Source organism: Sphingomonas sp., from assembly GCF_035910975.1.
Lineage (GTDB): Bacteria > Pseudomonadota > Alphaproteobacteria > Sphingomonadales > Sphingomonadaceae > Sphingomonas.
The window spans coordinates 227892-239736 of the sequence record NZ_JAMHWM010000039.1 but is presented as its reverse complement, the minus strand read 5'-3'; the positions used below and the strand labels follow the sequence as shown (position 1 = coordinate 239736).

At 68.6% G+C, this 11845-nt stretch carries 13 protein-coding genes; 6 read left to right on the top strand and 7 right to left on the bottom strand.

The window, feature by feature from the left end:
- Nucleotides 1-30: 30 nt before the first annotated feature.
- Nucleotides 31-2229 (bottom strand): excinuclease ABC subunit UvrB, encoded by a 2199-nt coding sequence (gene uvrB, locus VYI76_RS14490; RefSeq protein ID WP_326525499.1) that lies wholly within the window; start codon nt 2227-2229, stop codon nt 31-33.
- Between the two features lie 57 nt (nt 2230-2286).
- Between uvrB and VYI76_RS14485 the strand changes: the two genes are divergently transcribed.
- Both VYI76_RS14485 and VYI76_RS14480 read left to right on the top strand, forming a co-directional pair.
- Nucleotides 2287-2826 carry a DUF3617 domain-containing protein gene (locus tag VYI76_RS14485; RefSeq protein ID WP_326525498.1) on the top strand — a complete coding sequence of 180 codons (540 nt, stop codon included), beginning with the start codon at nt 2287-2289 and terminating at the stop codon, nt 2824-2826.
- Nucleotides 2827-2843: 17 nt separating this feature from the next.
- Entirely contained in the window at nt 2844-3239 is a 396-nt protein-coding gene (locus tag VYI76_RS14480) for a VOC family protein (protein ID WP_326525497.1), read from the top strand.
- 4 nt (nt 3240-3243) lie between these two features.
- Here the strand turns inward: VYI76_RS14480 and VYI76_RS14475 are convergent, their stop codons facing one another.
- Complete coding sequence (locus tag VYI76_RS14475) at nt 3244-3672, bottom strand: hypothetical protein (RefSeq protein ID WP_326525496.1); 429 nt, start codon at nt 3670-3672, stop codon at nt 3244-3246.
- A gap of 12 nt (nt 3673-3684) precedes the next feature.
- Nucleotides 3685-4863 carry an MBL fold metallo-hydrolase gene (locus VYI76_RS14470; protein WP_326525495.1) on the bottom strand — a complete coding sequence of 393 codons (1179 nt, stop codon included), beginning with the start codon at nt 4861-4863 and terminating at the stop codon, nt 3685-3687.
- 98 nt (nt 4864-4961) lie between these two features.
- Here VYI76_RS14470 and VYI76_RS14465 point away from each other — a divergent pair, with 98 nt between their 5' ends.
- Nucleotides 4962-5636 (top strand): YoaK family protein, encoded by a 675-nt coding sequence (locus VYI76_RS14465; RefSeq protein ID WP_326525494.1) that lies wholly within the window; start codon nt 4962-4964, stop codon nt 5634-5636.
- Here VYI76_RS14465 and VYI76_RS14460 read toward each other — a convergent pair.
- Nucleotides 5590-7161, bottom strand: a complete 1572-nt coding sequence (locus VYI76_RS14460) for a sodium:solute symporter (RefSeq protein ID WP_326525493.1) — start codon at nt 7159-7161, stop codon at nt 5590-5592. The two genes, VYI76_RS14465 and VYI76_RS14460, sit on opposite strands and share 47 nt — an antisense overlap.
- Nucleotides 7162-7212: 51 nt before the next feature.
- A complete protein-coding gene (locus VYI76_RS14455; protein ID WP_326525492.1) occupies nt 7213-8226 on the bottom strand; it encodes a hypothetical protein in 1014 nt (337 codons plus the stop codon).
- Nucleotides 8227-8393: 167 nt separating this feature from the next.
- Here VYI76_RS14455 and VYI76_RS14450 point away from each other — a divergent pair, with 167 nt between their 5' ends.
- Complete coding sequence (locus VYI76_RS14450; RefSeq protein WP_326525491.1) at nt 8394-8639, top strand: hypothetical protein; 246 nt, start codon at nt 8394-8396, stop codon at nt 8637-8639.
- A gap of 164 nt (nt 8640-8803) precedes the next feature.
- Here VYI76_RS14450 and rdgB read toward each other — a convergent pair whose 3' ends face one another.
- Together rdgB and rph are read right to left on the bottom strand one after the other, a co-directional pair.
- A complete protein-coding gene (gene rdgB / locus VYI76_RS14445) occupies nt 8804-9433 on the bottom strand; it encodes an RdgB/HAM1 family non-canonical purine NTP pyrophosphatase (RefSeq protein WP_326525490.1) in 630 nt (209 codons plus the stop codon).
- A complete protein-coding gene (rph, locus tag VYI76_RS14440) occupies nt 9430-10146 on the bottom strand; it encodes a ribonuclease PH (protein ID WP_326525489.1) in 717 nt (238 codons plus the stop codon). The genes rdgB and rph overlap by 4 nt, the downstream gene beginning before the upstream one ends.
- 63 nt (nt 10147-10209) lie before the next feature.
- On the opposite strand from rph, the gene hrcA reads away from it, so the two are divergent.
- Both hrcA and grpE read left to right on the top strand, forming a co-directional pair.
- Nucleotides 10210-11250 (top strand): heat-inducible transcriptional repressor HrcA, encoded by a 1041-nt coding sequence (gene hrcA / locus VYI76_RS14435; RefSeq protein WP_326525488.1) that lies wholly within the window; start codon nt 10210-10212, stop codon nt 11248-11250.
- A gap of 24 nt (nt 11251-11274) precedes the next feature.
- Nucleotides 11275-11838 carry a nucleotide exchange factor GrpE gene (gene grpE / locus VYI76_RS14430; protein ID WP_326525487.1) on the top strand — a complete coding sequence of 188 codons (564 nt, stop codon included), beginning with the start codon at nt 11275-11277 and terminating at the stop codon, nt 11836-11838.
- Nucleotides 11839-11845: the final 7 nt, after the last annotated feature.

Genomic DNA, 11845 nt, shown 5'->3' with positions numbered 1-11845 from the left:
GGCGAAGGCCGTCGGCTACCGGCGAGGGCATCACCGCCCCTTGCGCTGCCCCCCCATCCGCATCTTCTGCATCTTGCCGTAGCGGGTCTTGCGGGTGCCCGGCTTGCCCTCGTTGCTGCGGCCCATCAGCGGCGCCTTGTGGTCCGACGCGGGCAGACCGAGTTCCTCCTGCTCCAGCCCGCGGATCTCGTCGCGCAGACGCCCGGCTTCCTCGAATTCGAGGTTGGCGGCGGCGTCGCGCATCTTCTTCTCGAGCGCCTCGATATAGGCGCGCAGATTGTGGCCGACCATGTGCGGCCGGTCCTCGTCGATCTCGATCGTCACCTGATCCCTCGACGCGACATGGGCGATGATGTCGCCGATGTTCTTCTTGACGGTCGTCGGCGTGATGCCGTGTTCGATATTATACGCCTGCTGCTTCTCGCGGCGGCGGTTCGTCTCGTTGATCGCGCGTTCCATGCTGCCGGTCATGCGATCGGCATAAAGGATCACCCGGCCATCCACGTTGCGCGCGGCGCGGCCGATCGTCTGGATCAGCGAGGTTTCCGAACGCAGGAACCCCTCCTTGTCCGCGTCCAGGATCGCGACGAGGCCGCATTCGGGAATGTCGAGGCCTTCGCGCAGCAGGTTGATGCCGACCAGCACGTCGTAGACGCCCAGCCGAAGGTCGCGGATCAGCTCGATCCGCTCCAGCGTCTCGACGTCGCTATGCATGTAGCGGACCTTGATGCCGCCCTCGTGCATATATTCGGTCAGGTCCTCGGCCATCCGCTTGGTCAGGGTGGTGACTAGGGTGCGATAGCCAAGGTCGGTGGTCGCCTTGCACTCCTGGATCAGGTCCTGGACCTGCTCCTCGACCGGCCGGATTTCGACCGGCGGATCGATCAGCCCGGTCGGACGGATCACCTGTTCGGCGAAGACGCCGCCGGTCTGTTCCATCTCCCAGTCGCCGGGCGTCGCGGAGACATAGGTGGTCTGCGGACGCATCGCGTCCCATTCGTTGAACCTGAGCGGGCGGTTGTCGATCGCCGACGGCAGGCGAAAGCCATATTCGGCCAGCGTGATCTTGCGCCGGTGGTCGCCGCGCGACATGCCGTTGATCTGGCCCACCGTCTGGTGACTTTCATCGACGAACAGCAGCGCGTTTTCCGGCAGATATTCGAACAGGGTCGGCGGCGGTTCGCCGGGCATGCGCCCGGTCAGGAAGCGGCTGTAGTTCTCGATACCCGCGCACGATCCCGTCGCGGCGATCATCTCGAGGTCGAAGTTGGTACGCTGCTCCAGCCGTTGCGCCTCGAGCAGCTTGCCCTCGGTCACCAGCTCGGTCAGCCGGTCGGCCAGCTCGAACTTGATCGCCTCCATCGCCTGCTTCAGCGTCGGGCCCGGCGTCACATAGTGGCTGTTGGCATAGACGCGGACATAGTCGAGCGACGCGACCTTCTTGCCGGTCAGCGGATCGAACTCGACGATCTCCTCGATATCGTCGCCGAAGAAGGACACGCGCCACGCGGTGTCCTCATAGTGCGACGGGAATATCTCCAGATTGTCGCCGCGCACGCGGAAATTGCCGCGCTGGAATGCCGCGTCGTTGCGCTTGTACTGGAGCGCGACGAGCTTCCTGATGATCTCGCGCTGGTCGACGACCTGGCCCTTCTTCAGGTCGAAGATCATCGCCGAATAGGTCTCGACCGATCCGATGCCGTACAGGCACGAAACCGACGCGACGATGATGACGTCGTCGCGTTCGAGGAGCGCCCGCGTCGCCGAATGGCGCATCCGGTCGATCGCCTCGTTCACCGAGCTTTCCTTCTCGATGTAGGTGTCGGACCGGGGGACGTAGGCCTCGGGCTGGTAATAGTCGTAATAGCTGACGAAATATTCGACCGCGTTGTTGGGAAAGAAGCTCTTGAACTCGCCATAGAGCTGCGCGGCGAGGATCTTGTTGGGCGCCAGCACCAGCGCGGGGCGCTGTACCCGCTCTATCACCTGCGCCATGGTGAAGGTCTTGCCCGATCCGGTCACGCCCAGCAGCACCTGGTCGCGCTCCCCCGCCTCGACCGCCGACACCAGCTCCGCGATCGCGGTGGGCTGGTCCCCGGACGGCTGGTAATCGCTGACGATCTCGAACCGCCTGCCCCCTTCCGCCTTGGGCGGGCGCGCCGGACGGTGGGGCACGAACGACTGGCCGGTTTCCGGCTCGTCGAGGCTGGTGCGAATCTGGATTGCCATCGCGCGAGAATATGGGAATCCTCGCCCATCCGCGCAACGCGATCGAGAGGGGATATCATGCGTAACATCGTCCTGCCGGCGGGCCTGCTGCTGGCGCTTGCCGGCTGCGGCGGCGAGCCGACCGTCACCGCCGAGAATGCCTCCATCGCCGAGGTCGCCGCCGCCGCGCAGGGCGCGGTGAAGATGGAACCCGGCAAGTGGGAAACCCGCGTGACGATCGATTCGGCGGAGGCGCCCGGCATGCCGCCGCAGGCCGCGGCGATGATGAAGCAGCAGATGGCGTCCGGCACCGGGCAGGTCCACACAAGCTGCGTGACGAAGGAGATGGCGGAGAAGCCGACCGGCGAATTGTTCTCCGGCAAGGACAATGGCGAATGCCGCTACGACCGGTTCAGCATGGCGGGAGGGCGGATCGACGCGGTGATGACCTGTTCGCCCGCCGGCCAGCCCGATGCCGTCAAAATGACGACCAGCGGCGATTTCGCCGCGACCGAATACAAGGTCGGCAACGTCATGGAGATGGCGGTGCCCGGTGCGGGCAAGATGACCGTGCGGTCCACCGTCGCCGGCAAGCGCCTCGGCGCCTGCGACGCCTGACGGGGAGGGACGGCGACATGATCGGTTATTCGGTGATCGGCGCGAACGATATCGACGCCAGCCTGGCGTTCTGGGACGCGGTGACGGCTCCGCTTGGCGGCAAGCGGCTGACGACGCTGCCAGACGGGCGCGGCTTCACCCTCTATGGCGCCGGGCGGGACAAGCCGATGCTTGCGGTGACCCGACCCTATGACGGCGGCGCGGCGCACCCGGGCAACGGCACGATGCTTGCGCTGCCGCTGCCGACGCGGGCGGGGGTCGATCACCTCCATGCCGTGGCGCTGGGCGCGGGCGGCAGCGACGAGGGCGCGCCCGGCCTGCGCGGCGGGGTGGGCGACCAGGAGTTCTACGGCGCCTATTTCCGCGATCCGGCGGGCAACAAGGTGTGCGCGTACCGCGTCGGACCGGAATAACCGTTCACAGCAGCCGGCGATAGGCGATCCGCTGCATCGCCGCGCCGGTCGCGGCAGCGGCGAGCGCGGGCGGCAGGGCGGTGATCGCCGCCATCGCCCATAGCGTAGCCTCGCGCGGATCGCTGCCGATCATCAGCGCGATGGTGGTGAGGCCGAAGGCGAGCGTGCCGGCGACCGCCGCGGCGGTCAGCGGCCCGCGCCGTTCCGCCCGGTGCAGCGCGAACCAGACGGGGCCGAACACCAGCACGATCCCGACGCAGGCGATCAGCGCGCCGCCGATCGCGATCACGCCGATCGCGGCTGGCGCCCGCTCGCCGCCCAACGCAGACAGCACCGCCGCCAGAACCCCCATGATCCCGGAGCCCGACGCCAGGGCCAGCCCGAGCCGGTCGGGGGACGTGACGTAATAGGGGGGCGCGCCGCGACGGAACATGGATCCTGCCGATCAGCGTAACGCGCGCACCGCGGGCGTGTCGAGGCAGCGCGCCATCGCGGCCGCGTCGGTAGCGGGGCTTGGTGGTAGCGGGGCGTCGATCGGCGGCACGCTGACCGGCTGGCCGACCTGCGCCGCCGCGAAGCGATCCGGCGCCATCCCGGCACAGTCGCGCGCCGCCGCCATCAGGCGCGGCGGCGTGTCCCGCGCCTCATAGCTCAGGCGGAAGGTACCCCAGTGGATCGGGATCGCCCGCGCTGCGCCCAGCCGGCGGAACACCTCGACCGCCTCCACGGGTCCGATATGGCTGCCGGTGCGCATCTGGCCGGGTTCGAAGCGGAACGCGCCGATCGGGATCAGCGCGAGGCGGATCGGCCCCAGCGCCGCGGCTTCCGCCGGCCAGCGCCCGTCGCCGAAGCCTGTATCGCCGGCGAAGAACAGGTTGCCGCCGGGCAGCGCCACGACGAAGCTGGACCAAAGCGCGCGGTTGCGATCGACGAACCAGCGGCTGGTCCAGTGGTGGTTGCGGGTGACGTGGACGCGTGCCTGCGGTCCCACCGGCACGCTGCCGCCCCAATCGAGCGCGGTCGAATCGATCCCCGCCCCGTTCAGAATCGCGCCGTTGCCCAGGCTGGTGACGATGCGTGGCCTGTCCCGGTCCCACAGGCGCTTCAGCGTCGCGAGATCGAGGTGGTCGTAATGGTTGTGGCTGACCAGCACGACGTCGATCTTCGGCAGGTCGTCGAACGCGACGCCCGGCGCGGTCACCCGGCGCGGGCCGATGCCGAACGGGCCGGCGGTGTCGCTCCACACCGGATCGGTCAGGATGTTGAGGCCGTGCGTCTGCACCAGCACGGTGGCGTGGCCGATCCACGTCACCACCATCTGGTCACCCTCGACGCGCGGCGCGGGCTTCGACGGGCGGACCGGCACCGATGCGGGCCATTCCGGGCGGTCATCGTCGCCGGTCGCCTGTTTCCACAGGAAGCCGGCGCGGCTGCCGCCGGTCGGCACGTGGCGGGTGTCGTCGATGCCGGGATTGAGGAATCGCGCGCCGTCGAAATGGCCGGTCGCCGGCCCGTCGTGATAGATGCGGTCGAGGAAGCGCGGCACGATCGTCACCGCCAGCCCGGCGAGCGCGACCAGCCAGAGCAGCGACCAGAACAGGATGCGAAGCGCGCGCCGGATCATGCCGCACCAGCGCTATGCGCCCCGGCGACTTTGCGCAACCGGGACGGTTCGCCGAAAAGGGGTGGCATCAGGGCGCGGGGAGCGGCTATCGGACGGGCGTGACCCGGACGTCCCCCGCGATGATCGTCATGGCGACCGCGCTGGCGGCGCTCGCCGGCTTCGTCGATGCCGTCGCCTGGATCGAACTCGTCGGTTTCTTCGCCTCGTTCATGAGCGGAAATACGACGCGGCTGGGGATTGGCATCGGACACGGCGACTGGGCGGCGGCCCGGATGGCCGGCGGGCTGATCCTGATGTTCCTGTCGGGGGTGATCGCCGCGACCGTCGTCGCCCACCGGTTCGACCGCCGCCACAAGCCGCCGGTGATGGCGCTGGCCACGCTGGCGCTGGCGACGGCCGCGCTGTGCGCATGGCTGGGCCAGCCGATGCCCGCGCTGCTGCTGCTTGCCTTTGCCATGGGGGCGGAAAACGGCGTGTTCCACCGCGACGGCGAGGTATCGATCGGCCTGACCTATATGACCGGCACGCTGGTGCGGTGCGGCCAGCATATGGCGGCAGCGCTGATGGGGACGGGCGCTCGCCTGGCGTGGGCGCCCTATCTGGTGCTGTGGCTGGGGTTCCTGTGCGGCGGCGTGCTGGGCGCGGTGGCCAGCACCGGATCGCTGGCCGGCGCGATCACGGCGGCGGCGCTGCTGTCGCTGTCGCTCACCATCGCGCTGGCGCTGCTCACCCGGCCGGCCCCGCGGGTGGAGCGGCGGCCGTCGGGCGGCTGACCCCGCGCGGCAGCACGGCGATCAGCGTCGCCACCGCCGTCCCGAAGCAGAGTTGGTAAGGGAAAGCGAGCTTCGGCACCGTGTAGCCGGCGATCGCGCCGAACCACGGCTGGAGCAGCAGCACCGCGACGAAGCCGCCGATCAGCGCGGCGATTACCGACCCCGTGGTGCCGCGCGTGGTGAACACCGCCGCGATGTAGATGCCGAGCAGCCCGGCATAGGCGAAGCTCATCACCGACAGCGCGAATTCGAGCAGCGGGGTGTCGGTATAGCGTTGCCAGTAGAAACTGAGCACGGCCATCGCGAACATCGCGATGCCGACCACGCCCATCCCCCAGCGGCCGGCGCGGACGTAATGGATCTGCGGCGCGCTCCCGCGCTTCTCGCGCCACGGGCGGTAGAAGTCCGAGATCAGCACCGACGACATCGCGTTGAGCGCCGAATTGGTCGTCGCCACCGCCGCCGCCGTCACCCCGATCGTCACCAGCCCGCGCAGGCCGGGCGGGATCTGGGTCAGGATATAGTGGAGGAAGATCGTCACCTTCTCGCCCGAGAAGGTCGCCGCGGCGGCGTTGGCGGTGCCCATCACCTCGGGCCGGTCGTAGAAGATGTGCAGCAGCACCCCGATCGTCATGAACATCGCGATGATCGGGATCGACATCAGCGCCGACAGATACAGGCCGCGCGCGCCCGTCTTGGCGTCGGGCGAGGCGAGCAGCCGCTGGGTGGTATCCTGGTCCAGACCGGCATTGGCGACGTTGAGCAGGAACAGGCCGGTGAAGATCGTCAGCAGCGTGAACGGCTTGGCCAGATCGGTCGATGTGTCGAACAGCAACAGCTTGTTGACGCCGCCGGGGCTGTTGCGCAGCGCCTCGACGATCTCGCCGTTGCTCGCCGGGATCGACATGCGCAGGAAGATCACCACCGCCACCGCCGCGCCGATGTAGATCGCGAACTGGATCAGGTCGTTCCACAGCACCGCGCGCAGGCCGCCGACGAAGGTGAACAGGAACGCCGCGACCATCACCGCGGCGGCGGCCAGGATGATGCTGGTCGCGTCCACGCTGGAGAACATCACCATCGCGATGGCGATCGCCGCGAGATAAACGCGCGCGCCCATCGCCAGCACCCGGCCGACCAGGAACATGCCGCCGGCCCAGCGCATCGCCCGCCGGTCGTACCGATGCTCCAGATACTCGTACACCGTGGTGACGCGCGCCGCGTAGAAACGGGGGATCAGCACCCGCGCGACGAACACCGCCGCCAGCACCGAACTGAGCACCCCGCCAAGGTAGGTATAGTCGCTGCGATAGCCATAGTCCGGCCCGCCTAGAAAAGTCGCGGCCGATTGCGTCGCCGACAGGACCGAGATGGCGGCGAGCCATGCGGGCACGCTGTGGCTGGCGAGGAAATAATCGTCGGCGTCCCCGCTCTTGCGGCGGGAGAACGCCCAGCCGCCGAGGATCAGCACCCCGACGTAGGCGGCGACGACGACCCAGTCGAGGGTTGCGAACTGCGCTTTCACGGGCGCGACGATAGCGGGGGATTCGGCCGGGGCAACCGGCGTCGCGCGACCCTATTCACAGCCGCCGTCGCGTACCCCGCTGACGCTGCCGGTTCCCAGCACGATCTTTGCCCGGCGCGAGAAGGTCAGCGCCTGCCAGCGCCCCGAATTGCCCGTCGCGGTACGGCTGCGCAGGAACGTCAGGTGCAGCATCTCATATTGTTCGGGGTCGATCCGCCCGCGATCGATCAGGCAGTTCCATTGCGCGACGTTCCACGCCCAGTCGCGGCCGATCCCGTCCTGGTCGGCGGATTGCGCCAGGCCCTGATACCAGCCGAGAATCGCCCGCAGCTTCGCCGGCCTCTCCGCCTCGGGCAGTACCGCCAGCTTGCCGCGCAGGCGGGCGATGTCCTCGTCGTTCGGAAAGCTCTTCTGTTGCACGCGGGTGTCGATCGCCCAGCGGACCTTGCGCATCGTGTACGGGCCCTGCGGCCAGATGCGGACGAGTTCGCCGCGCACCTCGTCGAGCAGGCGCAGATAGGAGTCGAGCTGGACCTGAAGCATCGCGTCGCTTTCGAAGATCGCGGTCAGCTCCGCCATCAGCACCGCGTTGATCTTTCCGTCCGGTCCATGCGCGGCGAGGATGCCGTCGCGGCAGCGCTGGCGCACCGGCACCGCGCGACAGTCCTTCGAGAACAGCAGCTTGCCATAGGTCGGCGCGAGCGCCTTCAGCGTGCGCCGATAGTGGCGGCCGAGGCCCTTGCGCCACGCCGCCAGCAACGGTTGCAGGCTGCCGGTGCCGTAGTTCCACTGCGACATGCCGACCGAGATCAACTGGCTGTCGAAATTGCCGACCGGCATCGCCCAGCAGCCCATCGTCTCGGGGATCGACGTCTCGCGCATCCGCTCGAAGATGGCGGCGCGGTCGAGCCCGATCGGGGCGAGCCGAGCGGCGGTCGCGGGGTCAATGGTCAGGACGGCAACGTCGCCCACCTCGCGGCATGGCGGCCGTTCGGGAGCCTGCGCATGGGCCAGCGCGGGGGTGGCCGCGGCAAGGGTCAGCGGCGCAATCATCCGTCCGATCATGACGGTAACACTGCGCGATGCCGTCGCATGCTGTCGAGCCCAAAAGAATTTCTATCCCATCAACAAGGTGGGAATGGCGCTAGACCACCGCGGCACTCAATTGGCGAGTGGGGGACGGCCGCTGCACAGGCGACCGCGCCGGTTACGAACACGGAAGGGAATACAGCATGAAGAAGTCGATCGTCATTGCCACGCTGACCGCCGCCTCGCTGGGTCTGGCTGCCTGCGGCGGCACCACCACCACCGAGAACACCACCGTCACCACCAACGAAGTGCTGCTCGAAGAAGCGCCCGTCGATGCGAACCTGACCGCGGTCGATACGCTCAACGGCGCAGACGCGGTGGCGAACGGCGTGGACGCGACGCTGACCACGACCGAGACGACGACCACCACGGTCACCAACGCGCACTGAGAAAGGGTGGCGGTGCCGGCCGGATAGCGGAGCTATCGCCGGCCAAAGCACCGCTACCATTTTCCTACTTCGAGAGTAGGATATAGTCCGATCTGCGCTTGGAAGCTCCCAGATCTGGCGCATCCTGCGGCCCGGCCAGTTCCCCTGCCGGGCCGCTTTTCGTTTCAGAAGACGGCCGCGACTAGCTGACGGAACGCGTCCGCGCGGTGGCTGATCGCGTGCTTCGCCTGCGGCTCCATCTCGCCGAACGTCTGTTCGCCGTCTACGGGCAGGAACATCGCGTCATAGCCGAAGCCGTTGGCCCCGCGCGGTGGCCATACCAACGTGCCGTCCACCCTCCCCTCGAACCATTCGACATGGCCATCGGGCCAGGCGAGCGCCAGCGCGGCGATGAAATGCGCGTCGCGCGGCGTGTCCGGCCCCTTGGCGGCCAGATGCTCGTGGACCAGCCGCATCGCCAGGTCGAAATCCTTCGCCTCCCCGGCCCAGCGCGCGGAGAAGATGCCGGGGTCGCCGCCCAGCCCCTCGACGCACAGCCCGCTGTCGTCGGCGAGCGCGGGCAGGCCCGACAGGTCGGCCGCCTGCATCGCCTTCAATTCAGCATTGGCGACGAAGGTCGTGCCCGTCTCCTCGGGCTCGGGCAGGTCGAGCTCCTTCGCGGAAACGACGTCCATGCCATAGGGCGCGAGCAGGTCGCGGATCTCGCGCACCTTCCCTTCATTGTGGCTGGCAATGACGAGCCGACCCGGCGCGAGCCGCCGGATCGCCTGGGGATCGCGACCCTCTCCGCTCACCGGCCGGAAGCCTTGTCCTGCGCGGCGAAGATCTGCGAACAGCCGATCCGCGCGAGGCGCAACAGCCGCAGCAGCCCTTCCTCGTCATAACAGGCGCCTTCCGCCGTCGCCTGCGCCTCTGCGATCTTGCCGTCGTCGAGCAGCACGAAATTGGCGTCGGCCTCGGCATTCGAATCCTCGGGGTAATCGAGGTCGAGCACCGGCGTGCCCCGGTATATGCCGCAGCTGACCGCCGCGACCTTGTGCAGGATCGGGTCGGTCGTCAGCTTGCCCTCTGCCAGCAGCTTGTCGACCGCGATGCGCAGCGCGACCCACGCGCCGGAGATCGAGGCGGTGCGCGTGCCGCCGTCGGCCTGGATCACGTCGCAGTCGAGCACGATCTGGCGTTCGCCCAGCGCCTTCAGGTCGGTGACGGCGCGCAGGCTGCGGCCGATCAGCCGCTGGATTTCCTGGGTCCGGCCCGATTGCTTGCCCTTCGCCGCCTCGCGGCTGCCGCGCGTGTGCGTGGCGCGGGGCAGCATGCCATATTCGGCGGTAACCCAGCCCTCGCCCCTGCCGCGCAGAAACGGCGGCACCTTTTCCTCAACGGAGGCGGTGACGAGCACCTTGGTGTCGCCGAAGCCGATCAGCACCGACCCTTCGGCATGGCGGGTGAAGCCGGGCGTGATGGTGATGGCGCGCATTTCGTCGGGCGCACGGCCGGAAGGTCGCATGAGAATCTCCGTGATTTTCCGCTGCCCTAGCCGCGCGGCGTGCCTGTGCCTAGATTGCCTCGCGTGACGCCCCCTTTTCCCGAGCTGAGCGACCGCGCGCGCGACATCTTCCGGCTCGTCGTCCAGTCCTATCTCGATTCGGGCACGCCGGTCGGTTCTAAGACGCTGGCGGGGTTGCCGGGGCTGAACCTCTCCCCGGCATCGATCCGCGGGGTGATGCAGGATCTGGAGGAAGCCGGGCTGCTCGCGGCGCCGCACACCTCCGCCGGGCGGATGCCGACCGAGACGGGCCTGAGGCTGTTCGTCGACGGCATGATGCACGCGGTCGCGCCGAGCGAGCAGGAACGCGCCGCGATCCACGCCGGCGCCAGCGCGCGCGGGCCGGTCGAGGAGGCGATCGCCGCGACCACCGCCGCGCTTTCGGGCCTGTCGGCTTGCGCGGGCCTCGTCCTGGTCCCCAAGCGCGAGCCGCGGCTGCGTCAGTTCAGCTTCGTCGGATTGGGCGGCGATCGTGCGCTGGCGGTGCTGGTTGGCGAGGACGGATCGGTCGAGAACCGGGTGATCGACCTGCCGCCCGGCCTCGCGCCCGGCGCGCTGGAAGCAGCGGCCAATTTCCTGAGCGCGCATACGGTGGGGCAGACGCTTTCCGATGTGCGCCGCCGCATCGCCGGCGAGATCGCCGCCGAGCGTGCCGCGCTGGACGACGCGACCCGCGCGCTCGTCGAACGCGGCATCGCGGTGATGAGCGAGGACGGCGATCGCCGCCCGGTGCTGATCGTGCGCGGCCAGGCGAACCTGATCGATCCGCGCGCCGCGGCCGACCTCGAACGGGTGCGCGGCCTGCTCGACGAGCTGGAGGGCAAGGAGGAAATCGCCCGCCTGCTCGATTCGGCGCGGGAGGGCGCGGCGGCGCGCATCTTCATCGGATCGGAGAACAAGCTGTTCGCACTCAGCGGATCGTCGGTGATCGCCCAGCCGGTCCGCGCGCTCGACGGTCAGGTGGTCGGCGTGGTCGGCGTGATCGGCCCGACGCGGTTGAACTATGCACGAGTTGTTCCCATGGTGGATTTCACCGCCGCGACGCTCGCGCGATTGCTGGCGTGACGCCAATTCTCTAGAACGGACAGCATGACCGAAGACACCAAGACCGAAGACGCCGGCCTGACCGCCGATGCCGTCGATCTGCGCGGCGACACCGCCGACGCTGCCCCCGAAGTCGCCGACCATGATCATGTGGCGAAGCTGGAGGCCGAACTGGCCGAGGCCAGAGCCGCCGTACTCTATGCCCGCGCCGACGCGCAGAACATGGTCCGCCGCGCCGAGAAGGAAGCACAGGATTCGCGCGCCTATGCCGTCACCGGCTTCGCGCGCGACCTGCTGTCCGTCGCCGACAATCTGTCGCGCGGGCTGGAGGCGATTCCGGCCGAACTGCGCGACGACGAAAAGCTGAAAGGCCTGGTCACCGGGCTGGAGGCGACGGGCCGCGAGCTCGACAGCGTCTTCGCCCGCCACGGCATCACCCGGATCGAGGCGATCGGGCAAAAGCTTGATCCCAACCGCCACCAGGCGATGTTCGAGGTGCCGACCGCCGATGCCGAGGCGGGTACGGTCGTGCAGGAAATTCAGGCGGGCTATGTGCTCAAGGATCGCCTGCTGCGACCAGCGCTCGTCGGCGTGGCGAAAGCGGGGTAGCCGCAGT

Coding starts and splice junctions, on each gene's coding strand:
- VYI76_RS14475 (WP_326525496.1), bottom strand. CDS start 3,672: ATGTTCCGTCGCGGCGCGCCCCCCTATTACGTCACGTCCCCCGACCGG.
- grpE (WP_326525487.1), top strand. CDS start 11,275: ATGACCGAAGACACCAAGACCGAAGACGCCGGCCTGACCGCCGATGCC.
- VYI76_RS14450 (WP_326525491.1), top strand. CDS start 8,394: ATGAAGAAGTCGATCGTCATTGCCACGCTGACCGCCGCCTCGCTGGGT.
- VYI76_RS14455 (WP_326525492.1), bottom strand. CDS start 8,226: ATGATCGGACGGATGATTGCGCCGCTGACCCTTGCCGCGGCCACCCCC.
- rph (WP_326525489.1), bottom strand. CDS start 10,146: ATGCGACCTTCCGGCCGTGCGCCCGACGAAATGCGCGCCATCACCATC.
- VYI76_RS14480 (WP_326525497.1), top strand. CDS start 2,844: ATGATCGGTTATTCGGTGATCGGCGCGAACGATATCGACGCCAGCCTG.
- VYI76_RS14485 (WP_326525498.1), top strand. CDS start 2,287: ATGCGTAACATCGTCCTGCCGGCGGGCCTGCTGCTGGCGCTTGCCGGC.
- VYI76_RS14470 (WP_326525495.1), bottom strand. CDS start 4,863: ATGATCCGGCGCGCGCTTCGCATCCTGTTCTGGTCGCTGCTCTGGCTG.
- uvrB (WP_326525499.1), bottom strand. CDS start 2,229: ATGGCAATCCAGATTCGCACCAGCCTCGACGAGCCGGAAACCGGCCAG.